Raw genomic sequence first — 25,820 nt, forward strand, 5'->3', positions numbered from 1 at the left:
ACGGTGCGGAACAGGCCTCAGTTGGACAGCGAGTGAGGACAGCATGACAGCGGCGAAAGAAGCCAGCGTCGGCGTGCCCGACGAGACCGTTCTGCTCGAAGAGCTCGCCGAGGCCCTGCGCCGCGTGCGCCGCGGCGACCTCAAGGTCCGGCTGCCCCGCCGGGGCGGTATGGCCGGGGCGGTGGCGGAGGCGTTCAACGAGGTCATCTCCCTGCAGGAGCGGCAGAACCTGGACCTGCGGCGGATCAGCCGCATCGTCGGGCGGGACGGCCGGCTGACCGAGCGCCTCGACGAGGAGGGTCTCGACGGCGCCTGGGCGGACAGTGTCCGCTCGGTGAACTCGCTGATCGACGACCTGGCCCGGCCCACCACGGAGATCTCCCGGGTCATCGTGGCGGTCGCCGAGGGTGACCTCTCGCAGCACATGGCGCTGGAGATGGACGGGCGGCCGCTGCGCGGTGAGTTCCTCCGGATCGGCCGCACGGTGAACACCATGGTCGACCAGCTGTCGTCGTTCGCCGACGAGGTGACCCGGGTGGCTCGCGAGGTGGGCACCGAGGGTGAGCTGGGCGGTCAGGCCGACGTCCGCGGCGTCGCCGGCACCTGGAAGGACCTCACCGACTCGGTGAACACGATGGCGTCGAACCTGACCCACCAGGTCCGCTCGATCTCGCAGGTGGCGACCGCGATGGCCCGCGGCGACCTGTCCCAGAAGATCACCGTGTCGGCGCGTGGCGAGGTCGCCGAGCTGGCCGACACGATGAACGGCCTGACCGACACCCTGCGGCTCTTCGCCGAGCAGGTGACCCGGGTGGCGCGCGAGGTGGGCACCGAGGGCAAGCTGGGCGGTCAGGCCGAGGTGCCGAACGTGGCCGGCACCTGGAAGGACCTCACCGACTCGGTGAACTCGATGGCGTCGAACCTGACCAGCCAGGTGCGGAACATCGCTCAGGTCTCCACCGCGGTGGCGAAGGGCGACCTGTCGCAGAAGATCACGGTGGCCGCGCAGGGCGAGATCCTGGAGCTCAAGGACACCGTGAACACCATGGTGGACCAGCTGTCGTCGTTCGCCGACGAGGTCACGCGTGTGGCGCGCGAGGTCGGCACCGAGGGCCGGCTGGGCGGTCAGGCCCAGGTCCGCGGCGTCTCCGGCACCTGGCGCGACCTCACCGAGAACGTGAACCAGCTCGCCGCGAACCTGACCGCGCAGGTCCGGAACATCTCCCAGGTCTCCACCGCGGTCGCCAAGGGCGACCTGTCGCAGAAGATCACCGTCGACGCGCGGGGCGAGATCCTGGAGCTGAAGAACACCGTCAACACGATGGTGGACCAGCTCTCGTCGTTCGCCGACGAGGTCACGCGCGTTGCGCGTGAGGTCGGCTCGGAGGGCAAGCTGGGCGGTCAGGCTCAGGTCAAGGGCGTTTCTGGTACGTGGCGCGACCTCACCGACAACGTGAACTACATGGCGTCGAACCTGACCAGCCAGGTGCGGAACATCGCCTCGGTGACCACCGCGGTGGCGAAGGGTGACCTGGGCCAGAAGATCACGGTCGACGCCCGGGGCGAGATCCTGGAGCTCAAGTCCACCGTCAACACCATGGTCGATCAGCTGTCGTCGTTCGCCGACGAGGTGACCCGGGTGGCCCGCGAAGTGGGCACCGAAGGCAAGCTGGGTGGTCAGGCGCAGGTGCGGGGCGTGGCCGGCACCTGGCGCGACCTCACCGACAACGTCAACTCGATGGCGTCGAACCTGACCAGCCAGGTGCGGAACATCGCCCAGGTCTCCACCGCGGTGGCGAAGGGCGACCTGTCGCAGAAGATCACCGTCGATGCGCAGGGCGAGATCCTGGAGCTGAAGAACACCGTGAACACCATGGTGGACCAGCTGTCGTCGTTCGCCGACGAGGTCACCCGAGTGGCCCGCGAGGTGGGTTCGGAAGGCAAGCTCGGCGGTCAGGCCCAGGTGCGGGGCGTCGCCGGCACCTGGCGCGACCTGACCGACAACGTGAACTACATGGCGTCGAACCTGACCGCCCAGGTGCGGAACATCGCCTCGGTGACCACCGCGGTCGCCAAGGGCGACCTCGGCCAGAAGATCACGGTCGACGCCCGGGGCGAGATCCTGGAGCTGAAGAACACCGTCAACACCATGGTGGACCAGCTCTCGTCCTTCGCCGACGAGGTCACGCGCGTTGCGCGTGAGGTCGGCTCGGAGGGCAAGCTGGGCGGTCAGGCCCAGGTCAAGGGCGTTTCCGGTACGTGGCGCGACCTCACCGACAACGTGAACCAGCTGGCCTCCACGCTGACCATCCAGCTGCGTGCCATCGCCGAGGTGTCCACCGCCGTGACCCGCGGTGACCTGACCCAGAGCGTCGCGGTCGAGGCGCAGGGCGAGGTGGCCGAGCTCAAGGACAACATCAACCAGATGATCGTCACGCTCCGCGACACCACCAAGACCAACGCGGAGCAGGGCTGGCTCGACTCCAACCTGGCCCGCATCGGTGGCCTGCTGCAGGGTCAGCGGGACGTCGGCGAGGTCTGCCGCATGATCATGACCGAGGTGACGCCGCTGGTCGACGCCCAGCTCGGCGCGTTCTTCCTGGTGGACAACGAGGAAGCGGTGATGCGCCTGCGGCTGGCCGCGGCGTACGGCTACGTCGCCCGGGACCACGAGGTGACCTTCGGGCCGGGTGAGGGGCTGGTCGGCCAGGCCGCGGTGTCGCGCCGCACGATCCGGGTCCGGGCCACCCACGACGGCATCCTGACCATGCGCTCGGGGCTGCTCACCATGGCGCCGAACGACCTGGTGGTGCTGCCGGTGCTGTTCGAGGGCGAGATGCTCGGCGTGATCGAGTTCGCGTCGGTGGCGGCCTTCTCCGGACTCCACCTCACCTTCCTGGAGCGGCTGGTCGCCACGATCGGGGTCGCGCTCAACACGATTCAGGCGAACCGGCGTACCGAGGAGCTGCTGGCCCAGTCGCAGCGCCTGGCCCGGGAGATGCAGGACCAGTCGGCCGAGCTGCAGCGCACCAACGCCGAGCTGGAGGACAAGGCCAAGCTGCTCAGCGAGCAGAAGGCCAACATCGAGCTGAAGAACCGGGAGATCGAGCTCGCCCGGCTCGGCCTGGAGGAGAAGGCCCAGCAGCTGTCGCGGGCCAACACGTACAAGTCCGAGTTCCTGGCGAACATGAGCCACGAGCTGCGGACCCCGCTGAACTCGCTGCTGCTGCTGGCCCGGCTGCTCGCCGACAACACCGAGCAGAACCTCACCAGCAAGCAGATCGAGTTCGCCCGGACGATCCACAGCGCCGGCTCCGACCTGCTCTCGCTGATCGACGACATCCTCGACCTGTCGAAGATCGAGGCGGGCCGGATGGACGTCGAACCGGACGTGGTCGACTTCGACGGCATCCGCAGTTACGTCGAGCAGGCGTTCGTGCCGCAGGCCGAGGACAAGGGCCTGGCGTTCCGGGTGGACGTGGCGCCCGAGCTGCCCGACTCGATCGTCACCGACCCGCAGCGCCTGCAGCAGATCCTGCGCAACCTGCTGTCGAACGCGGTCAAGTTCACCGACAGCGGTTCGGTGACGCTCAGCATCTTCCCGGCCACCCCGGACCCGGACCTGGACATGCCCTCGGTGGTCACCGGCCGCCAGGTGATCGGGTTCGCGGTCACCGACACCGGCATCGGCATCTCGGACGAGAAGCTGGCGATCATCTTCGAGCCGTTCCAGCAGGCCGACGGCACCACCACCCGCAAGTACGGCGGCACCGGCCTGGGCCTGTCGATCAGCCGGGAGTTCGCCGCGCTGCTCGGCGGAACGATCACCGTCTCGTCGGTGCCGGGCGGTGGGTCGACGTTCACCCTCTACATGCCGGAAGCCCTGGTGCCGGACGCGATTCCGATGCCCGCGCTGCCGGCGGTCCCGGCCAAGGCGGTGTCGGTGCGCCCGACCGCCTCGCTGGACATGCCGCTGATGGAGATGTCACCGCTGGTCACTCCGCGGCCGGAGGAGACCGCCGTGGTCCCGGCCGGCCGGCAGCTGGACGGCGCCACCGTGCTGATCATCGACGACGACGTCCGGAACGTCTTCGCGCTGACCAGCGCCCTGGAGATGCACGGCCTGAACGTCCTCTACTCCGACAACGGGGTGGACGGCGTGCGGATCCTGGCCGAGCATCCCGAGGTGGACATCGTGCTGATGGACGCGATGATGCCGGATCAGGACGGCTACGAGACCACCCGGGGAATTCGGCGAAATCAGCGTTTCCGTGACCTCCCGGTAGTCTTCCTGACGGCGAAGGCGATGCCGGGCGACCGGGAATCGGCGCTCGCTGCCGGTGCCAGTGACTACATCACCAAGCCGGTCGACCTGGACGAACTGATCGAGCTGATGGCGCGCTGGGTGAACGCGGACGACAGGACCGAGCCGGAACGCGGCTGAAGGGTGAGGTGAGCACGCGTGGGTGAGCGCGCCAAGGCGCTACTGGTCGACGACCGGCGGGACAACCTGCTGGCCCTGGAGGCGATCCTCCAGGGCCTGCCGGTCACACCGGTGGCCGTGGAGAGCGGCGAGGCGGCCCTCAAGCAGCTGCTCACCGACGACTTCGCGGTGATCCTGCTGGACGCCCACATGCCCAACATGGACGGCTTCGAGACGGCCAGCCACATCAAGCGGCGGGAGCGGACCCGGCACGTGCCGATCCTGTTCCTCACCGCGGCCGACCGGGACGCCCAGCTGGCCCTGCGGGGGTACGCGGTGGGCGCCGTCGACTACCTCACCAAGCCGTTCGACCCGTGGGTGCTGCGCGCCAAGGTCTCCATCTTCGTCGAGTTGTGGACGAAGAATCAGCAGCTCAAGGCGCAGGCCGAGGCGTCCCGGGAGCGCGAGGCGCAGTGGCAGCGGCTCACCGAGACGGTGGACGAGGCCGCGCGGGTGCTGCGCGGTGGTGGGGACGACGCCGCCACCGAGGCGCTGGACCTGCTGGAGAAGGCCCGCTGGGGCAACTGACCGCAGGTGTGACCTGGGTCACGCCGAACAACCTTGCTGGGCAGCCGTGCCACTACCGGGACGTGATCGCTTGATCATGCGATCTTCGTCCCCTGAGTAGGAGCAACATGCGGCACGCAATGCCTAGCGCAGCCCCGAGCCGGCGGCGCCGTCGCCTGGTGGCCGGCCTCGGTGCGGCGGGCGCGGCCGGCGCCGTCACCGCGCTGGTCGCCGTCCTCGTCCCCTCGGCCTCCGCGGCCACCCTCTTCGACGACAGCTTCGAGAGCGGCGCGAGCGGCTGGTCCAAGTCCGGCGGCACCTGGGCGGTGGTCTCCGACGGCTCGAAGGTCTACCAGCAGTCCAAGGCGGAGAGCGAGCTGGCGCGGGTGTTCGCCGGCGAGACGTCCTGGACCGACTACTCGGTGCAGGCCAGGGTCAAGCCGGTCAAGCTCGGCTCCGGCCTGGCCGGCATCGCGGCCCGGGCCAGCGGCTCGTCGACCATGTACCGCCTGGCGCTGACCGGCGCGGGCAAGGCGGAGCTGCAGGCGGTCAAGGGCAGCGTGGTGACCACCCTGGGCTCGGCGGCGATCAGCAACCTCACCTCGTGGCACACGCTGCGCATCGACGCGTCCGGCAGCACCGTGACCGGCTTCGTCGACGGTGCGCGGGTGGCCTCGGGCACCGGCACCCTGGCCGGCACCGGCCGGATCGGCCTGGTCACCAGCTACGCGTCGGCCTCGTTCGACGATGTCTCGGTGAACCCGGTCGGCGCGGCCCCGACCGCGACCGCCTCCCCGACGGCCACCAAGACCGCGACCGCCTCCCCGACGGCCACCAAGACCGCGACGGCCACCAAGACCGCGACCGCCTCGCCGACGCCGAGCAAGACCGCGACGGCCACCAAGACCGCGACCGCCTCGCCGACGCCGAGCAAGACCGCGACGGCCTCCCCGACGGCGACCGCTGTGCCGACGGCGACCTCGGCGGCCTGGCCGACCGCGATCGGCAGCAAGCCGGTCACCGCGACCATCACCGTCTCCGGCACGCTCGACGGCGGCAACGCCCGCTACTTCGGCAGCGGTGAGCTGGGCGGCGACGGGCAGGACGAGGGCCAGGACCCGCTGTTCAAGCTGAACGACGGCGCGGTGCTGAAGAACGTCATCCTCGGCGCCCCGGCCGCGGACGGCATCCACTGCTCCGGCTCCTGCACGCTGATCAACGTGTGGTGGGAGAACGTCGGCGAGGACGCGGCCACCTTCAAGGGCGGCGCCTCGGCGACCTACACCGTCGACGGCGGCGGCGCCAAGGGTGCGGACGACAAGGTGTTCCAGCACAACGGCGGTGGCACGCTGACCATCAAGAACTTCCAGGTCTCCGACTTCGGCAAGCTCTACCGGTCCTGCGGCAACTGCTCCACCCAGCACAAGCGCGCGGTCGTGGTGCAGAACGTGACCGCCACCGCCCCGGCCGGCAGCCTGGTCGGCATCAACCAGAACTACGGCGACACCGCCACGCTGTCCAAGATCACCGTGGTCGGCAAGAAGAGCCTGGACATCTGCGTCAAGTTCACCGGCAACAGCAGCGGCAAGGAGCCGACCAAGATCGGCACCGGCCCGGACGGCACGCACTGCAGGTACAGCGCGTCCGACATCACCTTCAAGTGATCGCCCCGTGGCCGCCGGGCGGGACCCCGGCGGCCACGGCACGGAACAACGGTTGGGAGGCGGCGCGATGACGCTCATCGAATCAGAGCTGCGCGCGGCACTGCGCGCCGAGGCGGCGGCGCACCGGCCCGACCGGGAGGTCATGCTCGACCGGATCACCCGCACCGCGATGCGCAGCCACCGGGCCCGCACCGAGCCGGCGTCGCGGGTCCGGATCACCGGCGCGGCCGTCGCGGTGGCCGCCCTGCTCGGCGGTGGCGGCTTCGCCCAGTGGGCGCTCGCCGGCGACGGCGAGCCCGGCCCGGCGCCGATGCCGACACCGACGATCAGCGTGCCGGTGACCCCGTCACCGAGCGCACCGGCACCGTCGGCCACCCCCTCCGCGCCACCCTCGTCGAGCCCGGCCAGTTCCCGGTCGGTCCGGCCCCAGCGCACCTCGAAGTCGGCGCCGGCGGTGGCGGGCTCCCCGCTGCGGGCGGACGGATCGGTCGACCCCGGTGGCGACTCGCAGGGCAGCAGCGTCGTGACGGTCACGACGACCGAGCAGCTCACCGCGCTGGAGGTGACGATCCGGGTGGCGCGTACCCCGGAGCTGGTCTCCCGCGGCGGCAGCCAGCAGGTGCCCGGCGCGAGCGTCACCAGCACGGTCACCGAGGAAGCGGACGCGCTGGTCTACCGGTTCGTGCTGTCGTCCGGGGACACGATGGCGCCCGGGACCTACACCTTCTTCGCGCGGTACACCCACGCCGAGGGCGGCCGCGATGCCGGCCAGGACACCTACGCCGTGGCCGCCGCGAGCGGTTCCCGCCCTGCGGCCACCGCCTCCGGCGACTTCAGTTGATCAAACCCTACGTTTGATCAACCCTGCGACTGAGCCTCACTCCACTGGCGACGCCGCCCACAGGAAGCGCTCACCCGCGGTGTGCAAGCATCGCGGTATGCCAGGTCGTTCAGGCGGTGCTGCTGATCATCAGCGCGCTGCGCAGCCCGGTGATGTCCAGCACCCGCATCAGGAACTCGCCGACATTGGTCAGGGAGAGCACGGACTGAGCGTGCTGTGCCTTGCGGCTGAGCACGACGAGCGTGCCCAGCCCCTGCGAGTCGCAGAACGTCACACCGGCCATGTCGAGCACGATCCGCGCGGGCGGCTCGGGCAGCAGTTCGTTGACGACCATGGACAGCTCGGTGACCGTGAGCACGTCGATCTCCCCGGCGAGTTGGATCACCACCTCGTCGGGGGCGCGCTGAACCGCGATCGACAGTTCGGGTCGCTCCACGCGGCTCAGCCTATCCTCTTCAGGGCGAAACGGCCTGTTGGGCGCGGTCGGACCAGGTCCTTCCGGACATCATCCGGTGATGTGAACAACCCTCTAGGAATACTCGAAGTACGCCGCTGACAGAATGGGAATCGCTGTGACCACGACATATCCCACCGCGGAGCTTCCGTACCCGGAGGATGCCCCGGTCTCCCAGGCCCTGTTCGACCGCGCCCAGGCCATCGTGCCGGGTGGGGTCAATTCACCTGTGCGTGCGTTCCGGGCGGTCGGCGGCACGCCCCGGTTCATGGCTTCCGGCAGCGGCGCCTGGCTGACCGACGCGGACGGGCGGCGTTACGTCGACCTGGTCTGCTCCTGGGGCCCGCTGATCCACGGGCACGCCCACCCGGAGATCGTGGAGGCGGTGCAGCGGGCGGCCGCGCTCGGCACCAGCTTCGGCACCCCCACCGCGGGTGAGGTGGACCTGGCCGAGGAGATCGTCCGGCGGACCTCGATCGACGAGGTGCGGCTGGTCAACTCCGGCACCGAGGCGACCATGACCGCGATCCGGCTGGCCCGCGGCTACACCGGCCGGTCGAAGGTGGTGAAGTTCGCCGGCTGCTACCACGGCCACGTGGACGCGCTGCTGGCCGCGGCCGGCTCCGGCGTGGCCACGCTCGGCCTGCCCGATTCACCCGGCGTCACCGGCGCGGCGGCCAGCGAGACCATCGTGCTGCCGTACAACGACGTCGCGGCGGTCGAGGCCGCTTTCGCGGCGGACGGCGGCGAGATCGCCGCGATCATCACCGAGGCGGCGCCCGGCAATATGGGCGTGGTCGCCCCGCGTGACGACTTCAACGGCAAGCTCGCCGAGATCGCGCACCGGCACGGCGCGCTGCTCATCGTCGACGAGGTGATGACCGGCTTCCGGATCTCGGCCGGCGGCTGGGCCGGGTTGCACCCGGTCGACGCGGACCTGTTCACCTTCGGCAAGGTGATGGGCGGTGGCCTGCCCGCCGCGGCGTTCGGCGGCCGCCGCGAGATCATGTCGCGGCTCGCCCCGGCCGGCCCGGTCTACCAGGCCGGCACGCTCTCCGGGAACCCGCTGGCCTGCGCGGCCGGCCTGGCCTCGCTGCGGCTCGCCGACGACGCGGTCTACAAGCGGCTCGACGACCTGGCGAGCACGATCGGCTCGCTCTGCTCCGAGGCGCTGAGCGCGGCGGGCGTCACGCACCGGCTGTCCTACGCGGGCAACATGTTCTCGATCTTCTTCACCGACGCGGAGGTCGTCGACTACGACTCCGCGAAGACCCAGAACGCCGCGGCGTTCAAGGCCTTCTTCCACTCGATGCTGTCGCACGGCGTCTACCTGCCGCCGAGCGCCTTCGAGTCCTGGTTCGTCTCCACCGCGATCGACGACGCGGCTCTGGAGCAGATCGCCGCTGCGGTGCCGCACGCGGCGCGAGCGGCAGCGGGGGTTTGATGTCAGAGCCGACCAAGACCACGGTGCACGTGTTCCGGCACGGTGAGGTCTACAACCCGGACAAGATTCTCTACGGCCGGTTGCCCGACTTCCACCTGTCCGAGCTGGGGCACCAGATGGCCAAGGCCGCCGCCGAGACGCTGGCCGGCCGGGACATCACCTACGTGGTCGCGAGCCCGCTGGAGCGCGCCCAGGAGACGGCGGCGCCGATCTCCGCCGAGTTCAAGCTGGAGACGGCGACCGACGTCCGGCTGATCGAGAGCGCGAACTACTTCGAGGGCAAGAAGGTCTCGGTCGGCGACGGCGCGTTCAGCAACCCCCGGCACTGGTGGGTGCTGCGCGACCCGATCACCCCGTCCTGGGGCGAGGCCTACCTGGTCATCGCTCAGCGGATGTTCGCCGCGGTGCAGGCGGCCCGGGTCGCCGCCGAGGGGCACGAGGCGGTCTGCGTCTCGCATCAGCTTCCGATCTGGACGCTGCGCCGTTACGTGGAGGGCAAGCGTCTCTGGCACGACCCGCGCCGCCGGGAGTGCGGGCTGGCCAGTCTCACCTCGTTCCGGTTCGAGGGCTCCAAGGTGGTCGGTATCGACTACTCGGAGCCCGCCGCCCATCTCGTCGCCCTCTCCGCGACGGCCAAGACCGCCAAGGGGGCGTGATCATGCGCCGCCTCGTCGCCGTCACGGTCGCTGCGGTCGCCGCCGCCGGTGTCCTGGCCGGCTGTGGCGGCGAGGAGAACTGGGCGCAGAAGTGCGAGACCGGCAAGAACCTGGTGACCGAGTGCGCCGTGGCAAACCGGCCGCAGGTTTCCGGGGTCACCGGTGAGCTGCTCGACGGCGGTACCTACGACATCGAGGCGGATCGCGGCAAGGTCGTCGTGGTCAACTTCTGGGGTTCGTGGTGCGCGCCGTGCCGGGCCGAGGCGGACGACCTGGAGAGCACCTACCAGGCCACCAAGGACAAGGGCGTCTCGTTCATCGGCATCAACTCGCGTGACGACCGGGACGCGGCGATCGCGTTCGAGCGTGGCCGGGTGACCTACCCGAGCATCTACGACTTCGACGCGAAGGTCGCGCTGAAGTTCGACGTGACCCAGACGAGCACACCGGCGACACTGATTCTGGACCGGCAGGGCCGGATCGCGGTCGCGCTGCGCAAGGCGACCACGGCCGGTGAACTCCAGCCCTTGGTGGAACGGGTGGCGGCGGAGGACCATCCAACCGCCCCACCCGCCACCCAAAAACGGACTGAAGGCAATCCCTGATGGGAGACGCGTTCCAGAACACGGCCATGAGCGGCCCGCTGCTCCTGGCGATCGGCGCTGCCCTCATCGCCGGCCTGGTCAGCATCCTCTCCCCGTGTGTTCTGCCCCTGGTGCCGGGCTATCTGTCGTATGTCACCGGCCTGGCCGGCTCCGACCTGGACGCCGCGATCGGCACCGGCGACAAGGGCGCCGTGGCGACCGTGACCCGAACCCGGACGATGGCGCTCAAGAGCCGGGTCCTGCTCGGCAGCAGCCTCTTCGTGCTCGGCTTCGCCGTCGTGTTCACGCTGCTCATGACCATGGTGGCGAATATCGGCGCCACACTGATCACGCACCGGGACACCCTGAACGTCATCCTCGGCGGGCTGGTCATCGTGCTCGGCCTGGGCTACCTGGGCTGGATCCCCGGCTTCCAGCGGGAGGCCCGGATCAACCGACTGCCGGCCGCGGGGCTGCTCGGCGCGCCGGTCTTCGGGGCGATCTTCGCGGTCTCCTGGATTCCCTGCATCGGCCCGACGCTGGCCGCGGTGGGCGCACTGGCGGCCACCAGCGGGCAGACCGACCGTGCGGTGATTCTCGCGCTCGCCTTCAGCCTCGGTCTGGGTGTCCCGTTCATCCTGTTCGGGCTCTTCTTCCGCCGGCTGCTCGGCGTCTTCACCGCGGTTCGCCGGCACAGCCGGTGGGTGACCCGGGTCGGCGGCGTGCTGCTGCTGGTCATCGGGGTGACGCTGATCAGCGGCCAGTGGAACTACTTCCTGGCCTGGCTGATGACCACCCTGAACTTCGGCGGGGAGCTGTACCTGTGACCGTGGTCGAGGACCGCCCCGCCGCGGCCGAGGCGCCGCCGCCGCGGCGCGTCAACCCGCTGTGGGCGCTGCTGCGCAACTCCTGGCGCCAGCTGACCAGCATGCGTACGGCGCTGATCCTGCTCTTCCTGCTGGCGGTGGCGGCGGTACCCGGTTCGATCTTCCCGCAGCGGACGGTGAACCGGGAGAACGTGCAGGAGTACTTCGCCGAGCACCCGAAGCTGGCCCCGGTCATCGACCGGTTCTTCGCCTTCGACGTCTACTCCTCGCCCTGGTTCGCGGCGATCTACCTGCTGCTGTTCACGTCGCTGATCGGCTGCGTCCTGCCCCGCCTGCGCGACCACGTTCGGGCGCTGCGCACCGTACCCCCGGATGCTCCGAAGCGGATGGACCGGCTGCCGCAGCATCTGGCGCCCACCGCGAGCCCGGAGAAGGCCGCCGCGACTGCCGAAGGCATCGCGCGGATGCTGCGCGGCCGGCGCTTCCGGACGCGGCTGCGGGAGCTGCCGGACGGGACCTGGACGATCTCGGGGGAGAAGGGTTTCCTCAAGGAGACCGGCAACCTGCTCTTCCACTTCGCCATGCTGGCGGTGCTGGTCGGTGTCGGTTTCGGGCACTGGTACGGCTGGCACGCCAACCGCCTGCTGGTGGCCGGCCCGGACCAGGGCTTCTGCAACACGCTTACGCAGTTCGACGACTCGTCGCTGGGCCCGCGGGTCTCCGCCGAGAAGCTGCCGGACATCTGCATGAAGCTCAACAAGTTCGACGCCACCTACCAGGCGAACGGCGTGCCGAAGTCGTTCCTGGCGACGGTCGCGGTCAGCGAGGACGGCGGGCCCGACCAGGTCCGGTCGTTCACGGTGAACGACCCGCTGCGCCTCGACGGGGCGAACGTCTACCTGCTCGGCCAGGGTTACGCGCCGGTGCTGCGCTTCACCGACCGGTACGGCGAGCAGCAGACCAAGATCGTGCCGTTCCTGCCCACCGACGGGATGCTGACCAGCGAGGGTGTCGCCCAGTTCCCGGACGTCAACATCGACCCGAAGACCAACGAGCGCGACGACAAGCTGCAGATGGGCTTCGAAGGCGTCTTCCTGCCGACCGGCGGGACCGACGGCAGCGCCCGCTCGCAGTTCCCGGCCGCGAACAACCCGGTGCTCTACCTGGCCGCCTACCGCGGGGACCTGGGGCTGGACGTGGGCATCCCGGGGTCGGTCTACGCGCTCGACCGCGGGCAGATCGCGAACGGCAAGCTCACCAAGGTCAGCGGCGAGCGGCCGTACGTGCTGCGCCCCGGCGAGACCTGGACCCTGGACGACGGCACCAAGCTGGAGTTCGTCGGCATCCGGCAGTTCGCCACGCTCTCCATCCGTTACGACCCGACGCAGTTCATGCTGCTGATCGGCTCGGTGCTCGGCCTGATCGGCCTGATGCTCTCGCTCGCCGTGCACCGGCGCCGGGTCTGGTTCCGGGTGTCCGAGGCCGGCGACGGCACGGGGAGTAGCGTGATCGAGGCCGGTGGTCTGCCCCGCACCGACTATTCCGGGTTCGCCGACGAGTTCGCGGCGCTCACCCACCACGTTGTCAAGGAAGGAAAGTCCTGATGGCGGAGCTGTCCGACCAGCTCATGGCGTTCACCGTGCTGGCCTACCTGGTCGCCATGATCTGCTACGCGGGTGAGTACGCGTTCGGCAAGCGCAGCCACATCGGCAAAGCGGCGACCCGGCAGCTGGTGGGCGCGGGCGCGCCCGTCCCGCCGGTCGCCGAGCAGCCGGTCGAGAGGGCGAAGCTGAGCCGCGGCGAGTGGTCCGGCCGCATCGCGGTGGCCTTCACCTTCCTCGGCCTGGCGCTGCACCTGGGCTCCACCGCCACCCGCGGCATCGCCGCCGAGCGGATGCCCTGGGGCAACATGTACGAGTACATCCTCTCCGCGACGCTGGTCGGCGCCGTGGTCTGGGCGGGTGTGCTGATCCGCAAGCCGGCGGTCCGGCACCTCGGGCTGTTCGCCTCGCTGAGCCTGGTCGTGCTCCTCGGCGCGGCCAACCTGATCGCCTACACCCCGGTCGGCCCGCTGGTCCCGGCGCTGAACTCGTACTGGTTCATCGTGCACGTGTCGACGATCATCGTCTCCTCCGGCATCTTCCTGATCGGGGCGGTGCCGGCCACCATGTTCCTGATCAAGAACGGGTACGACGAGGGCAAGCGCACGTTCCCGTACACGCTGGGCAAGCGCGTGTCGGACGCGGCCGGCCTGGAGCGGCTCACCTTCCGGCTGCACGCCTTCGCCTTCCCGCTGTTCACCTTCGGCGCGCTGATCGCCGGCCCGCTGTGGGCCGAGGCGTCCTGGGGCCGCTACTGGGGCTGGGACCCCAAGGAGGTCTGGGCGTTCATCTCCTGGATCGTCTACGCCGCCTACCTGCACGCCCGGGCCACGCCGAGCGTGAAGCGGACGGTCGCCACCTGGATCGCGCTGCTCGGCTTCGTGACGATGCTGATGAACCTGTTCGGTGTGAACCTGTTCTTCGAGGGCCTGCACTCCTACGCCGACGCCGGCTGAGAATCAGCCGGCTGATCAGCAGCCGCCGGCCGTCCAGGTGTCGTAACGGGTGACCCAGTCCAGGCAGAAGCCGCCCCGGCGCTGTTGCTGATTGATCTCGGCGCCGGTCAGCGTGCCCACGTCCTCCCGCCAGTAGCGGGCCGGGCCGCGGTCGGCCGGGCGTAGCCGGACGTTGTCGACGGTCACCTTCGGCACGTCGATCCGGGCCGGGCGGCTGGCGTCGACGTGCACCTCGACGTACTGCTCCATGTGCGCGGTGGCGCCGATCGGCAGCTTCTGCGTGGTCAGCAGGTTCCAGCGGTTGTTCCACCAGAGCCAGGCCCGCCAGACGCCGCTCGCGTCGGAGTTGATGTCCAGCCAGATCTGGTCGCCGGGGCGCACCGCGTACTGGTCGTAGAACTGCCAGACGTTGGTGTTGGTGTTGAACGTGTAGATGTGCTGGCGGCCCGGGGTGGCCCAGCCGGTCTCCGCCCAGCCCGCCTCCAGCCACCGGATCTGGCCCCGGCCCATGTCGCGTTTCGCCATGAACCGCCCGGCCACGAAGTCGTAGGTGTGCGGCCGGATCGAACCGTCGACGATCGAGAACCGGCCGGAGACGCCGCTCCACTCGCCGCTGGTGCCCGCCCCCAGGTGGTGGTAGCCACTCGGGGTGAAACCGTTGCCGAGGCGCTTCAGGCGTACCCCGGACTCCAGAATGCGGCCGGAGGCGCGGCAGGCGCCCGGGGTCTTCGGCCCGGCGGCCGTGGCCGGCGGCCGGGTCGACTTCGGTCCCGGCGCACACTCCGGCAGCCGCGCCGTCCGGGCCGAGACCGCCGGTGCGGCGATCGCGAGCCCGGCGACGAGACCGGTCAGGGCACACCACCGGGCTACGTTGCGGAGCTTCACGCTCCGCTCAACGCGAGTAACCGATCACGAGTGACGGGGCTGCCCGGGGCCTGGGCGCACTCCGGTGCCAGACTGGTTGCCATGGCGCCTCGTGGATTCCCCTATGCCGATCTGCAGAGCTTCATCGCCGCCCTGGAAAAGGCGGGTGAGCTGCGCCGGATCAAAGTTCCGGTGGATCCGACCCTGGAGATCAGCGAGATCGTCACGCGTACCGTGCGGGCCGACGGCCCGGCGCTGCTCTTCGAGCGGCCCACCCGCGGCGAGATGCCGGTGGTGATCAACCTGTTCGGCACCGAGAAGCGGATGGCGATGGCCCTCGGCGTCGACCGGCTGGACGAGGTCGGCGAGCGGATCGCGGCGCTGACCAAGCCGGAGCTACCGGTCGGCTGGTCCGGCATCCGCGAAGGGCTCGGCAAGGTGCTGCAGCTCAAGTCGTTGCCGCCGAAGAAGGTCAAGACCGCGCCCTGCCAGGAGGTCGTGCTCAAGGGCGACGACGTCGACCTCGATCTGCTGCCCGGCCTGCAGGTCTGGCCCGGTGACGGCGGGATCTTCCACAACTTCGGGCTGACCCACACCAAGCACCCGGAGACCGGCAAGCGCAACCTGGGCCTCTACCGGCTCCAGCAGCACTCGAAGAACACCCTCGGCATGCACTGGCAGATCCACAAGGACTCCACCGCGCATCACGCGGTGGCCGAGCGACTCGGCCAGCGACTTCCGGTCGCGGTGGCGATCGGTTGCGACCCGGTGGTTTCGTACGCGTCCAGCGCGCCCCTGCCCGGCGACATCGACGAGTACCTGTTCGCCGGCTTCCTCAAGGGCGAGCGGATCGAGATGGTCGACTGCGTGAGCGTGCCGCTCCAGGTGCCGGCCGAGGCGCAGATCGTGCTGGAGGGCTACCTCGAGCCCGGCGAGCGCCTGCCGGAGGGCCCGTTCGGCGACCACACCGGCTACTACACGCCGGTCGAGCCGTTCCCGGTGCTGCACGTCGAGACCATGACCATGCGCAAGAAGCCGATCTACCACTCGATCATCACGTCGAAGCCGCCGCAGGAGGACCACGGCCTCGGCAAGGCCACCGAGCGGATCTTCCTGCCGCTGGCGAAGATCCTGATCCCGGACATCGTCGACTACGACATGCCGGCCGCCGGCGTCTTCCACAACTGCCTGATCGTGTCGATCCGCAAGCGCTACCCGAAGCACGCGCAGAAGGTGATGAACGCGATCTGGGGCGCCCACCTGCTGTCGCTCTGCAAGCTGATCGTGGTCGTCGACGAGGACTGCGACGTGCACGACTACCAGGAGGTCGCGTTCCGGGCCTTCGGCAACGTCGACTACGCCCGCGACCTGCTGCTGACCGAGGGGCCGGTGGACCACCTGGACCACGCGTCCTACCAGCAGTTCTGGGGCGGCAAGGCCGGTGTCGACGCCACCCGTAAGCTGCCCACCGAGGGTTACACCCGGGGCTGGCCGGAAGAGATGACCATGTCGCCCGAGGTGGTCTCGCTGGTCGACAAGCGGTGGAAGGAATACGGGATATGACGGCGGTCGAGGAACAGCCCGGAAGGGTCAAGTCCTTTCTGCGGCTGGTCATGATCGAGCACTCGATCTTCGCCCTGCCGTTCGCCTACCTCTCCGCGCTGGTCGCCATCGACCGGGACGGGACCGGACGGCACTGGGGCGACCTCGTGCTGGTCACGATCGCCATGGTGTCCGGGCGGACCTTCGCCATGGCGGCCAACCGGATCCTGGATCGCAAGATCGACGCGCTGAACCCGCGTACCCAGAACCGGGAGCTGGTCACCGGCGCGGTGAGCGTCCGGACCGCCTGGACCGGCGCCCTGGTGTCGTTGGTGGTCCTGATCGTCGCGGCCGGCCTGCTCAACCCGCTCTGCCTGGCGCTGTCTCCGCTCGCGGTGATCCCGCTGGTCATCTACCCGTACGCGAAGCGGTTCACCAACTACCCGCACTACGTGCTGGCGCTGGCCCAGGCGGTCGCCCCGGTCGGCGCCTGGCTGGCGATCACCGGCACGTTCGACGGCTCGTTCCCGGCCTGGGTGCTCGGCGTCGCGGTGGGTCTGTGGATCGGCGGCTTCGACATCATCTACGCCTGCCAGGACGTCGAGGTGGACCGCCGGATCGGCGTGCACTCCACCCCGGCCCGGTGGGGTGTGCGGACCGCCCTGCACATCTCCACGGTCACGCACGTCGTGGCGTTCGCGCTCTTCGTCTGGTTCGGCCAGCTCGCCGGCCTGAGCTGGCTCTGGTGGCTGAGCCTGCTGGTGACCGGCGCCGGGCTGGTCTACCAGCACGTCGTGGTGACCGCGGACGACCTTTCCAAGGTCAACCGGGCTTTCTTCACGGCGAACGGCTTCATCGCGATCGCGCTGTTCGTCTTCGCCCTGCTCGATCTGATCCTGCTGTAACCCGACAGGCATAGCCCTCCGTCTAATCGGTGTGAGCGATAGAGAGGCCGAGTTCCGCGAGTTCGTCGGCGCGCGGATGGAGTCGCTGCGCGGGCTGGCGTACCTCACCTGCGGTGACTGGCAGGTGGCCGAGGACGCGGTGCTGGCGGCGCTGTCCCGGCTCTACGTGAAGTGGAGCCGGATCGACAACCCGGAGGCGTACGCGCGCAGCGCCGTGGTCCGGGCGGCGATTGACGAGACCCGCCGCCCGTGGTGGCGGCGGGAGAAGTCGCACAGCCACGCGATGCCGGACCGCCCCGAGCCGGACGCCACGCATGCGGTCGAGGACCGGCTGCAGATCCGCGCTGCGCTGGCCACCCTGCCGCCCCGGCAGCGGGCCGTGTTGGTGCTGCGGTTCCTGGAAGGGCTCAGCGTGCAGCAGACCGCCGCAGCGCTGGGCTGCCCGGAAGGGACGGTCAAGGCGTATACGTCCCGCGGGCTCGACGCGCTCCGCCGGATTCTCGGCACCGAGTGGGAGGTGCACCATGAGGCAACTGTCTGACCTGCTGCGGGAGGCGAAGGTGGAGGGCCCGCCGCTGAGGTACGACGTCGACGACGTGGTTGCGGCCGGGCGCTCCCGTCGTCGTCGCCGCAACTCCGGATGGGCGCTCGCCGCCGTGGTCGCGGTGGCAGCCTCGATCGGGGTGCCGCAGATCCTGGCCCGGCCGCAGACGCGACCGTCGATCCTGCCGGCCGTGCCGAGCCCGACCGCCGCCACCCCGGATCTTCTGTCGTTGTCCGCGCTGTCGCAGCCTTACACCGTCGGCGACCTGCGCATCGAGAGACCCGACACGGTCGGCCTGGACGGCTCGATGGCGGAGATCCGGCGATCCGGGACGGAGGTCGGGCGGCTCTGGATCCTGCGGCCGGAGATCATCAAGTTCCCGTGGGGCACCGGCACGACCGTGGACACCGCGACGATCAACGGCCGTCCGGCGAAGTGGGTACGGGCCACCAGCGGCGACGACGGCCCCGAGTATCTGCAGTGGGAGTACGCCGACGGGGCCACCGCCGTGGTGTGGCCGGGACGGGAACTGAGCCGGGCCCAGGCCCAGGCGGTCGCCGAAGCCTTCGTCCCGGCCCCCGCGCAGCCGGCACTGATCGGGTTCCGGGTCGACGACCTGCCCGGCGACTACCGGCTGATCACGGCGGGCACGGTCATCGGCCGGGTAGAGCCGATGCGGCTGACCTTCCTCACCAGCCAGGCTGCCGAGGCGCGGCTGCGGGACGCGCAGGTGTTCGGGTCGGCGACCGAGCGTCCCGGCAAGAGCATCACCGTGTCGCTGACCCGGGCCGGCGAGTCGAAGTATCCGGACGGCAAGGTCCGATGCGCTGACCTGGATTGCTACCGCTGGGACAAGAGTGCCGGGGTGCTGTTCAAGGCACACGGTGACAGCGTGGCCGATCTGCGGCAGGTGCTGGGCTCGGTGTCACCCGCGGCTGACCTGGACGACCGCGGAACCTGGTTCCCGGTGGACGACGCGGTGCCGGTGTCCGCGCGACTTCCCCGGCGCTGACGGCACACTGGAAGGCATGCGCGAACCCTGGATCGTCGGCGTCTCCGGAGCGTCCGGCACCCCTTATGCCAAAGCGGTGCTCACCGCCCTGCTGGACGCCGGCGAGTCCGTCGACCTGATCGTCTCCCGGGCCGCCCGGCTCACCCTGCTGGACGAGACCGGTGCGACCGTCCGCGACGCGCACTGGAAGGACGATGTGGCGGCCTGGCTCGGCCGCGACCTCGGCGACCTGGCCTACTGGCCGGCCGGGGACCTGGCGGCCGGGCCGAGCAGTGGCTCGTACCCGGCGCGCGGCATGGTGGTGGTGCCGGCGAGTACCGCGGCGTGTGCCGGGATCGCGATCGGGCTCTCCAAGGATCTGTTGCAGCGCGCGGCCGAGGTCACCCTGAAGGAACGACGACGCACCGTCATCGTTCCCCGGGAGACTCCGGTCACGCGCAGTCACCTGGAGCACCTGATTGCCCTGCACGATGCCGGGGCGGTGGTGCTGCCGGCCAGCCCCGGGTTCTACGGGTCCGGGGCGGACGCGACAGCACAACAGCTGATCGATTTCGTGGCGGGCAAGGTGGTGGACGCCTTGGGCGTACCTCACACGCTCTTCCGGAGATGGACCGGGGAGCTGGGTGAGGGACGTGCTCAGCGCAACCCGTTGGGCGGGCCGTAACCCGCGCCGGGATTGCTGGGCCCGCTGTTACGGGGCTTGTTGGCAGCGTCGTCCTCGCGCATTTCCTCGATCACGCCGTCGCCCTCGAGGAGAGCGCGAACCTCGGACTCGCGGAATCGGCGGTGTCCACCCGGAGTGCGGATGCTGCCGATGCGCCCGGCCGCGGCCCAGCGCGTTACCGTCTTGGGGTCGACGCGGAACAACGCGGCCACCTCACCCGGTGTCAGCAGACGATCTCCAGTGTCCACAACCCCCTCCTCCGGTTTGGTATCTGGAGCGGCCGGTGGTCACGGTGAGTGTCGGCGTGCTCGATCTGGACGTAAAGCCATTAGAGCACCGCCCCTGAACCAAGTCCGTGAAATGCGGAAAAAGCCCCGATTGCGACAGTGGTCATTATCCTGCCGCCCATTCGCCGCTACCGGGCGTGAAGGCCGGAGCGCCACCCGATTAGGGTTTGAACCATGGACTCCATCGACCTCCGGCTGATCGACCTGCTACGAGAGAACGCGCGCTCGTCGTACGCCGAACTCGCCCGCAAGGTCGGGCTCTCCGCACCCGCCGTGCACGAGCGAGTGGGTAAGCTCGAGACCGCCGGAACCATCCGCGGCTACCGGGCCGACATCGATCACGAGGCGATCGGGCTCGGCGTCACCGCGCTGATCGGCATCATCGAGGACTCCGGGGCGGACACCGACGACGTGCTCGCCGCCGTGCGGGCCATGCCCGAGGTGGAGAGCTGCTATTTCATGGCCGGGGTGGAGTCTTACCAGCTCATCGTGCGGGTCGGCACGATCGCGGAGCTGGAGCAACTGATCGTCCGGATCAACCGGACGCCGGGCGTCGCATCGACGCGGACCGCGATCGCGCTCTCCACCAAGTGGGAGCACCGCCCCCAGCCGGGTCTCGGATGACCGCGTTCGATCGCTGCGACACCGCCGCCCGCGACTGGGCCCGCGAGGCGATCGCCCTGGTCGAGGCGGACGCCAACCGGTCCGCCGACACCCACCTGTTGCCCTTCCCGCTGCCGCAGTCCTGGGGGATCGATCTCTACCTCAAGGACGAGTCGTCACATCCCACTGGTTCACTCAAGCATCGTCTGGCACGTTCGCTTTTCCTCTACGCCCTCTGCAATGGCTGGATCGGCCCGCGGACCACGATCGTGGAAGCATCGTCCGGATCGACCGCGGTGAGTGAGGCGTATTTCGCGCGAATGCTCGGTCTGCCGTTCATCGCGGTGATGCCGGCGGCCACCTCGCCGGAGAAGATCTCGCTGATCGAGTTCCAGGGCGGCAAGTGTCACCTGGTGCCCGACCCGACCCAGGTGGTGGCCGAGGCCCGGCGGCTCACGGCCGAACTGGGCGGGCACTTCATGGACCAGTTCACGCACGCCGAGCGGGCCACCGACTGGCGGGGCAACAACAACATCGCCGAGTCGATCTACAGCCAGCTGGGGCTGGAGCGGCATCCCGTACCGGCGTGGATCGTCGTCGGCGCCGGCACCGGCGGCACCAGCGCGACCATCGGCCGGTACGCCCGGTACCGCCGGTTCCCGACGAAGCTCTGCGTTGTCGACCCCGAGGGGTCAGCGTTCTGGCAGGCTTATCTCGCCGGCGACTGGAGTGTCGTGACCGGCCGGGGTTCCCGCATCGAAGGCATCGGCCGGCCCCGCGTGGAAGCGTCGTTCCAGCCGGCCGTCGTGGACCGGATGGTGCACGTGCCGGACGCCGCGTCGCTGGCCGCGATGCGGGCCGGGTCGGCGGTGCTGGGCCGGCGGCTCGGTGGTTCCACCGGCACCAACCTGTGGGGCGCGTTCGGGCTGATCGCCGAGATGCTCGCGGCCGGGCTGACCGGGTCCGTGGTCACGCTGATCTGCGACGGCGGCGAGCGGTACGCCGACACCTACTACTCCGACGAGTGGGTCGCCGGCCAGGGGCTGGACCTGCGACCGCACGCGGCCGTGGTCGAGCGGTTCCTGCAGGACGGCAGCTGGACGGGATAGCAGCCATCGACGGGCCGTGATTAGATCCACGATCGTGGCGCGTCCCTGGAAAACGATCGTTGCCGGGCTGGCGGTGGTCCTCACCGTGGCCGCCGGCGCCGGCGCGGTGGTCTTCTGGCCGGAGGCCGAGGAGCCGGCCGCCGCGGACCTGCCGCCCCGCCGCCCGCTCACCCCGTTCGAGGCGGCGCTCGGCGTGCTCCAGGCCCAGGCCGCCGCCCTGGAGAAGGGCGACGAGAAAGGCTGGCTCGCGCCGGTCGACACGGCACAGCCGAAGCTGATCGCCAAGTACCGCACGATCTTCCGCAACCTGCGGGGCCTCGACGTCGGCCACGTCGAGTACCACGCGGACCCGCAGGAGGACTCGACCGTCGTCCTGGCCAGCCTCGGTTACTGCTTCAAAGGTGCCGTCTGCCCGGAATGGCGCAGCGGCGACGGCCACGGCCCGCCCAAGCTGGAACAGGAGGTGACCTTCGCCCTCCGCGACGGCCGCTACGTGCTCACCGGGATGACCCCGGCGAAGAGGGACCGGAACCTGAAGTCGCCGCCCTGGGAGAGCCAGACGCTGCACTTCGCCCGCGGCGCCCGGGTCGTCGTCGCCGGCCCGAGCAGCCAGCGCAAGCACCTCAAGCGGATCCTCAAGGTCGCCGAGAAGGCCGCCGCCGTCACCGACCGGTTCGCCGGCCAGATCGGCAACCGGCAGGGCGCCCGCTACCGGATCTACCTGGCCGACGAGAAGTCCTGGAAATCCTGGTACGGCGGCAACGACATGAAATGGGCCATCGGCTACGCCATCCCGCTCAACGCGGCCGGCTCCGACATCGTCCTGCGCACCCGCAAAGTGCTGCAGGAAAAGGACCTCAGCGTCATCGTCCAGCACGAACTCGCCCACGTGGTGACCCTGGGTGGGCTCAGCACCCGGGACACCGACGACGACCAGTGGCTGGTCGAGGGCATCGCCGAATACATCGGCTCGTACCCGAAGAAGCCGCAGAACACCTACAGCCAGTTCGTGCTGGAGGCGGCCTTCAGCAGGCACGGCAGCCCCAGGACGATCGCAGCGCCGCCACTGACCAGCGACGCCGACGACCTGACGGTCGCCGCCCTCTACGCGATGGGGCACTACGCGAGCGGCTGCATAGCCAGCAAATATGGCGAGCCGAAGTTGATGAAGTTCGCCGACCTGGTGCTCCGCAAGGGATCAAAACCGGACGCGGCGTCCCGGGCTGTCTTCGGCAAGCCCTTCCCGGCCGTCGACAAGGCCTGCCTGAGCTGGATCAAGAGCCGGGTGTGACCCGTCCCGCCAATCCGGGGTAATCCACCACGAAACCGTCATCGTCGCAGGTCAGATCGGCGCTGAAGGTCTCACTCGCGAACCGCACCCGGTTGTCGCCGAGCGGCGTGTAGATCTGGTCCGCCTGCACCACCTCCAGGCTCGGCACCAGCACCCAGGCGACGCTCAGCCGGTGGGCCACACCGGTCTCCGCCTTCAGCAGGTCGAGCCGGCGGATCGGCAGGCTGTTGGTGAGCGGCGAGCCGCCCAGGTCCGCGTCGAACGCACCGTAGAGCAGATCGGGATCCTCGCTGCCGGGCAGCCCGGCACGCGCATGCCCCGCCGCGACCAGCGCCGCATCAAGATCACCTGACTCGGTCGCGGTGATCCGCCAGCGGCCGGCGGCCAGCTCCAGGCGCACGCTGCGCGCCCAGCCGGCACCCTCGGCGCGAACGTCCAGCCGGGTGGTCACCCAATCAGGATCGGTCTGCAACTCGTAATGGCACGCGTACGGCACCGGGGCGGCGGCCAGCGCGGTGCCGTGCGCGTAAAGCCCGGAGCGCGCCTCCAGCAGGGCATGCTCGGCGCCGGCAACGTCGCGGCGCTCCCAGAACAACGCGGTGGGCAGCGGCATGTCCGTAACCTACCCGTTTTTTGACGTACGCGTTCTCTACGGCTCTGGGCCAGCCGCGCGGGGTGGGCACGTACTCCGGGTCGTAGCGCGACCGCCGGGCTTAAGCTCTCTGGGATCCGCTCTTCGCGGCCGGCTTCCGCTCTGTAGTTGCTGCGGGCTGCTGGGCGGTCGCCCGCCCTTGGGCTTGCTGTCCGGTCGCCGTTTCCGCTTCGCAGTTGCCCCTGGCCGCTGGACGGTCGCCCGCCCTTGGGCTTGCTGGCCGGTCGACCATTCCGCTGTGCAGTTGCTGCGGGCTGCTGGGCGGTCGCCCACCCTTGGGCTTGCTCGCCGGCTCCTGGCCGATGGGCATTTCACACAGTCGGGCCCTGGGTTTGGGACGCCGAAGCCCCGGCACGCAGCGCGTGCCGGGGCTTCGAACGGGTCGATCAGTAGCTGCGAGCCGGGCGGGACGTGCCGAACCGGCCCGACGGGCCCTCACGCCGGTCGGTGCGGTGCCCGTCACGGCGCTGGCCGGACGGCCGGTCGCCGGTGCGGGCCGGGCGGTCACCGAAGTGCCGCTCGCCGCCGGTCCGCTCGCTACGGGCCGGACGGTCACCGAAGTGCCGCTCGCCGCGCGGGCGGTCCGAGAACTGCCGGTCACCGAACTGGCGGTCGCCGCCGGTGCGGTCGCCGAAGCTGCGCTCGCCGCCGGCGCGGTCGCCGGACGGCCGGTCACCCCACGGGCGGCGCGGACGGTCACCGAAGTTGCGCTCGTTGCGGTCGCCGTCGCGGTCCCGGAAGGAACGCTGCGGACGGTCACCGAAGCCACCGCGCGGGCGGTCACCGAAGCGGCGCGGACGGTCGCCGCGCTCCCGGCGCGGCTCCGGCTCCTCGACGACCGGGACGCCACTCGGCTCACGAGCACCGGTGATGTCGGCCAGCTTGTCGTCGCCGAGGCGCACCCGCACCTCAGCCGGCGCGACGCCCGCCTTGGCCATCATCGCCTGCGTGGTGCGGCGCTGCTTCGGCAGCACCAGCGTGACGACCGCGCCGGACTCGCCGGCCCGAGCGGTCCGCCCGGCCCGGTGCAGGTAGTCCTTCGGGTCCTTCGGCGGGTCCACGTGCACGACCAGGGAGATGCCGTCGACGTGGATGCCCCGGGCCGCGACATCGGTCGCCACCAGGACGTTCGTCCGGCCTTCCTTGAACTCGGCGAGCGTACGAGTACGCACCCGCTGAGTCTTGCCGCCGTGCAGCGCACCGGCCCGCACGCCGACCGCCGCGAGCTGCTCGACCAGCCGGTCCACGCCCATCTGGGTGCGGGCGAAGACGATCGTCTTGCCCTCCCGGTTGGCGATCCAGGAGGTGATCGGGAACTTGTCCGACGGCGGGATCAGCAGCAGGTGGTGATCCATGGTGGACACGCTGGCCTCGGCCGGCGCGGTGGAGTGCGTCACCGGGTCGTGCATGAAGCGCTTGACCAGGGTGTCGACGTCACCGTCCAGAGTGGCCGAGAAGAGCAGCCGCTGCGCGTTCTCCGGGGTCTTGGCCAGCAGATCGGTGACCTCGGGCAGGAAGCCCATGTCAGCCATCTGGTCGGCCTCGTCGAGCACGGTCACCTCGACGTCGTCGAGCTTGCAGGCGCCCCGCTCGATCAGGTCGGCGAGCCGGCCCGGAGTGGCGACGATCACCTCGACGCCGCGGCGCAGGGCGTCCATCTGCCGGTCGTACGGAACACCGCCGACGGCGGTCTTCAGGAAGACGCCGACGGAGCGGCCGATCGGCATCAGCGAGTCGGCGACCTGCATCGCCAGCTCGCGGGTCGGCACCAGGATCAGAGCCTTCGGGTGGTGCGGGCGAGCCCGGCCGCCCTGCGCGGTCCGCGCCAGCACCGGCAGGCCGAAAGCCAGCGTCTTGCCGGAGCCGGTCTGGCCACGGCCCAGCACGTCACGGCCGGCCAGCGCGTCCGGAACGGTCGCGGCCTGGATCTCGAACGGGGTGGTGATGCCCTCACGGTTGAGGACTCGGACGATCTCGACGGGAAGGCCGAGGTCGGCGAAGCTGCGCACCGGGGCGGCGGGGGCGGCCGCGGTCTCCGGCTCCGGAGTAGCGGTGGCGGGGGTCTCGAGTACGGACGGGAACGTGCTGGGATCAGCGAAAGTGGTCAAGAGAACCTCTCTACGGGGGCGCATGCTCGCGAATGGCCCGCCGCGGCTGTCAAAAGCAGCCGCTCGCTGAAATGCCCGCAAGAACGCCCGTGGCGTGCACCGGGTTGGCACGCCGCGTCAATAACTACCATCAGTGTACGGGTCAACGCCTACACCGCCGACTGCATTCCCGTCGGGTAGTGGGCAGGCTCACCCCGGAGCACAACCTCGCCAGCTTAGGTC

At 70.1% G+C, this 25,820-nt stretch carries 23 protein-coding genes; 18 read left to right on the forward strand and 5 right to left on the reverse strand.

What is annotated here, in order from left to right; translation table 11 throughout:
* Positions 1–43: 43 nt before the first annotated feature.
* The 4 genes from AB0F81_RS02320 to AB0F81_RS02335 all read left to right on the forward strand — a co-directional run bounded on the left by AB0F81_RS02320 (position 44) and on the right by AB0F81_RS02335 (position 7,495).
* On the forward strand, positions 44–4,444 hold the full coding sequence (locus AB0F81_RS02320) for a HAMP domain-containing protein (protein WP_360189597.1): 4,401 nt from the start codon (positions 44–46) through the stop codon (positions 4,442–4,444).
* 18 nt (positions 4,445–4,462) lie between these two features.
* Positions 4,463–5,011, forward strand: a complete 549-nt coding sequence (locus tag AB0F81_RS02325; protein ID WP_360189600.1) for a response regulator — start codon at positions 4,463–4,465, stop codon at positions 5,009–5,011.
* A gap of 119 nt (positions 5,012–5,130) precedes the next feature.
* Positions 5,131–6,654 carry a pectate lyase gene (locus tag AB0F81_RS02330; RefSeq protein ID WP_360189603.1) on the forward strand — a complete coding sequence of 508 codons (1,524 nt, stop codon included), beginning with the start codon at positions 5,131–5,133 and terminating at the stop codon, positions 6,652–6,654.
* Positions 6,655–6,721: 67 nt separating this feature from the next.
* Entirely contained in the window at positions 6,722–7,495 is a 774-nt protein-coding gene (locus AB0F81_RS02335) for a hypothetical protein (RefSeq protein ID WP_360189605.1), read from the forward strand.
* A gap of 109 nt (positions 7,496–7,604) precedes the next feature.
* On the opposite strand, the gene AB0F81_RS02340 is transcribed toward AB0F81_RS02335, so the two are convergent.
* Positions 7,605–7,931: an STAS domain-containing protein gene (locus tag AB0F81_RS02340; protein ID WP_360189608.1), complete on the reverse strand. Its 327-nt coding sequence runs from the start codon at positions 7,929–7,931 to the stop codon at positions 7,605–7,607.
* A gap of 124 nt (positions 7,932–8,055) precedes the next feature.
* Between AB0F81_RS02340 and hemL the strand changes: the two genes are divergently transcribed.
* The 6 genes from hemL to ccsB are packed head-to-tail and all read left to right on the forward strand — an operon-like array spanning position 8,056 to position 14,017.
* Positions 8,056–9,393 carry a glutamate-1-semialdehyde 2,1-aminomutase gene (hemL, locus tag AB0F81_RS02345; protein WP_360189611.1) on the forward strand — a complete coding sequence of 446 codons (1,338 nt, stop codon included), beginning with the start codon at positions 8,056–8,058 and terminating at the stop codon, positions 9,391–9,393.
* Entirely contained in the window at positions 9,393–10,049 is a 657-nt protein-coding gene (locus tag AB0F81_RS02350; RefSeq protein ID WP_360189614.1) for a histidine phosphatase family protein, read from the forward strand. Before hemL ends, AB0F81_RS02350 begins: the two co-directional genes overlap by 1 nt.
* A gap of 2 nt (positions 10,050–10,051) precedes the next feature.
* Positions 10,052–10,654, forward strand: coding sequence for a TlpA disulfide reductase family protein (locus tag AB0F81_RS02355; RefSeq protein ID WP_360189617.1), 603 nt, complete (start codon positions 10,052–10,054; stop codon positions 10,652–10,654).
* Positions 10,654–11,460, forward strand: a complete 807-nt coding sequence (locus tag AB0F81_RS02360) for a cytochrome c biogenesis protein CcdA (protein ID WP_360189620.1) — start codon at positions 10,654–10,656, stop codon at positions 11,458–11,460. The genes AB0F81_RS02355 and AB0F81_RS02360 overlap by 1 nt, the downstream gene beginning before the upstream one ends.
* Positions 11,457–13,064 carry a cytochrome c biogenesis protein ResB gene (locus AB0F81_RS02365; RefSeq protein WP_360189623.1) on the forward strand — a complete coding sequence of 536 codons (1,608 nt, stop codon included), beginning with the start codon at positions 11,457–11,459 and terminating at the stop codon, positions 13,062–13,064. Before AB0F81_RS02360 ends, AB0F81_RS02365 begins: the two co-directional genes overlap by 4 nt.
* Entirely contained in the window at positions 13,064–14,017 is a 954-nt protein-coding gene (gene ccsB / locus AB0F81_RS02370) for a c-type cytochrome biogenesis protein CcsB (protein ID WP_360189625.1), read from the forward strand. Before AB0F81_RS02365 ends, ccsB begins: the two co-directional genes overlap by 1 nt.
* Before the next feature lie 15 nt (positions 14,018–14,032).
* On the opposite strand, the gene AB0F81_RS02375 is transcribed toward ccsB, so the two are convergent.
* Entirely contained in the window at positions 14,033–14,902 is an 870-nt protein-coding gene (locus tag AB0F81_RS02375) for a hypothetical protein (RefSeq protein ID WP_360189627.1), read from the reverse strand.
* A gap of 81 nt (positions 14,903–14,983) precedes the next feature.
* Here AB0F81_RS02375 and AB0F81_RS02380 point away from each other — a divergent pair, with 81 nt between their 5' ends.
* From AB0F81_RS02380 to AB0F81_RS02400, 5 genes are read left to right on the forward strand one after another with little or no spacing between them, the layout of a single operon-like run.
* On the forward strand, positions 14,984–16,444 hold the full coding sequence (locus AB0F81_RS02380; RefSeq protein WP_360189630.1) for a menaquinone biosynthesis decarboxylase: 1,461 nt from the start codon (positions 14,984–14,986) through the stop codon (positions 16,442–16,444).
* A complete protein-coding gene (gene mqnP / locus AB0F81_RS02385; RefSeq protein ID WP_360189633.1) occupies positions 16,441–17,328 on the forward strand; it encodes a menaquinone biosynthesis prenyltransferase MqnP in 888 nt (295 codons plus the stop codon). Before AB0F81_RS02380 ends, mqnP begins: the two co-directional genes overlap by 4 nt.
* A gap of 31 nt (positions 17,329–17,359) precedes the next feature.
* Positions 17,360–17,869, forward strand: coding sequence for a SigE family RNA polymerase sigma factor (locus AB0F81_RS02390; protein ID WP_360189636.1), 510 nt, complete (start codon positions 17,360–17,362; stop codon positions 17,867–17,869).
* Entirely contained in the window at positions 17,853–18,884 is a 1,032-nt protein-coding gene (locus tag AB0F81_RS02395) for a hypothetical protein (protein ID WP_360189638.1), read from the forward strand. The genes AB0F81_RS02390 and AB0F81_RS02395 overlap by 17 nt, the downstream gene beginning before the upstream one ends.
* A gap of 16 nt (positions 18,885–18,900) precedes the next feature.
* The gene (locus AB0F81_RS02400; protein WP_360189641.1) at positions 18,901–19,548 is read left to right on the forward strand and encodes a UbiX family flavin prenyltransferase; all 648 of its coding nucleotides are present in this window, start codon (positions 18,901–18,903) and stop codon (positions 19,546–19,548) included.
* On the opposite strand, the gene AB0F81_RS02405 is transcribed toward AB0F81_RS02400, so the two are convergent.
* Entirely contained in the window at positions 19,521–19,796 is a 276-nt protein-coding gene (locus tag AB0F81_RS02405) for a BldC family transcriptional regulator (RefSeq protein ID WP_360189644.1), read from the reverse strand. The genes AB0F81_RS02400 and AB0F81_RS02405 overlap by 28 nt on opposite strands.
* 213 nt (positions 19,797–20,009) lie before the next feature.
* Between AB0F81_RS02405 and AB0F81_RS02410 the strand changes: the two genes are divergently transcribed.
* Genes AB0F81_RS02410 through AB0F81_RS02420 form a run of 3 tightly spaced genes read left to right on the forward strand, consistent with a single transcriptional unit; the run spans position 20,010 to position 22,838 of the window.
* On the forward strand, positions 20,010–20,459 hold the full coding sequence (locus AB0F81_RS02410; RefSeq protein WP_196417080.1) for an Lrp/AsnC family transcriptional regulator: 450 nt from the start codon (positions 20,010–20,012) through the stop codon (positions 20,457–20,459).
* Entirely contained in the window at positions 20,456–21,547 is a 1,092-nt protein-coding gene (locus AB0F81_RS02415; RefSeq protein ID WP_360189647.1) for a PLP-dependent cysteine synthase family protein, read from the forward strand. The genes AB0F81_RS02410 and AB0F81_RS02415 overlap by 4 nt, the downstream gene beginning before the upstream one ends.
* A 16-nt stretch (positions 21,548–21,563) precedes the next feature.
* Positions 21,564–22,838, forward strand: coding sequence for a hypothetical protein (locus AB0F81_RS02420; RefSeq protein ID WP_360189650.1), 1,275 nt, complete (start codon positions 21,564–21,566; stop codon positions 22,836–22,838).
* Here the strand turns inward: AB0F81_RS02420 and AB0F81_RS02425 are convergent.
* Both AB0F81_RS02425 and AB0F81_RS02430 read right to left on the reverse strand, forming a co-directional pair.
* Positions 22,822–23,451: a putative glycolipid-binding domain-containing protein gene (locus AB0F81_RS02425; RefSeq protein WP_360189653.1), complete on the reverse strand. Its 630-nt coding sequence runs from the start codon at positions 23,449–23,451 to the stop codon at positions 22,822–22,824. The genes AB0F81_RS02420 and AB0F81_RS02425 overlap by 17 nt on opposite strands.
* Before the next feature lie 425 nt (positions 23,452–23,876).
* Entirely contained in the window at positions 23,877–25,598 is a 1,722-nt protein-coding gene (locus tag AB0F81_RS02430; RefSeq protein WP_360189656.1) for a DEAD/DEAH box helicase, read from the reverse strand.
* Between the last annotated feature and the right edge of the window lie 222 nt (positions 25,599–25,820).

This window comes from Actinoplanes sp. NPDC024001 (assembly GCF_040638955.1).
Classification (GTDB): Bacteria; Actinomycetota; Actinomycetes; order Mycobacteriales; family Micromonosporaceae; genus Actinoplanes.

Coding starts and splice junctions, on each gene's coding strand:
- hemL (WP_360189611.1), top strand. CDS start 8,056: ATGGGAATCGCTGTGACCACGACATATCCCACCGCGGAGCTTCCGTAC.
- mqnP (WP_360189633.1), top strand. CDS start 16,441: ATGACGGCGGTCGAGGAACAGCCCGGAAGGGTCAAGTCCTTTCTGCGG.
- AB0F81_RS02360 (WP_360189620.1), top strand. CDS start 10,654: ATGGGAGACGCGTTCCAGAACACGGCCATGAGCGGCCCGCTGCTCCTG.
- AB0F81_RS02320 (WP_360189597.1), top strand. CDS start 44: ATGACAGCGGCGAAAGAAGCCAGCGTCGGCGTGCCCGACGAGACCGTT.
- AB0F81_RS02410 (WP_196417080.1), top strand. CDS start 20,010: ATGGACTCCATCGACCTCCGGCTGATCGACCTGCTACGAGAGAACGCG.
- ccsB (WP_360189625.1), top strand. CDS start 13,064: ATGGCGGAGCTGTCCGACCAGCTCATGGCGTTCACCGTGCTGGCCTAC.
- AB0F81_RS02400 (WP_360189641.1), top strand. CDS start 18,901: ATGCGCGAACCCTGGATCGTCGGCGTCTCCGGAGCGTCCGGCACCCCT.
- AB0F81_RS02330 (WP_360189603.1), top strand. CDS start 5,131: ATGCCTAGCGCAGCCCCGAGCCGGCGGCGCCGTCGCCTGGTGGCCGGC.
- AB0F81_RS02380 (WP_360189630.1), top strand. CDS start 14,984: ATGGCGCCTCGTGGATTCCCCTATGCCGATCTGCAGAGCTTCATCGCC.
- AB0F81_RS02335 (WP_360189605.1), top strand. CDS start 6,722: ATGACGCTCATCGAATCAGAGCTGCGCGCGGCACTGCGCGCCGAGGCG.
- AB0F81_RS02415 (WP_360189647.1), top strand. CDS start 20,456: ATGACCGCGTTCGATCGCTGCGACACCGCCGCCCGCGACTGGGCCCGC.
- AB0F81_RS02425 (WP_360189653.1), bottom strand. CDS start 23,451: ATGCCGCTGCCCACCGCGTTGTTCTGGGAGCGCCGCGACGTTGCCGGC.
- AB0F81_RS02350 (WP_360189614.1), top strand. CDS start 9,393: ATGTCAGAGCCGACCAAGACCACGGTGCACGTGTTCCGGCACGGTGAG.
- AB0F81_RS02395 (WP_360189638.1), top strand. CDS start 17,853: ATGAGGCAACTGTCTGACCTGCTGCGGGAGGCGAAGGTGGAGGGCCCG.
- AB0F81_RS02355 (WP_360189617.1), top strand. CDS start 10,052: ATGCGCCGCCTCGTCGCCGTCACGGTCGCTGCGGTCGCCGCCGCCGGT.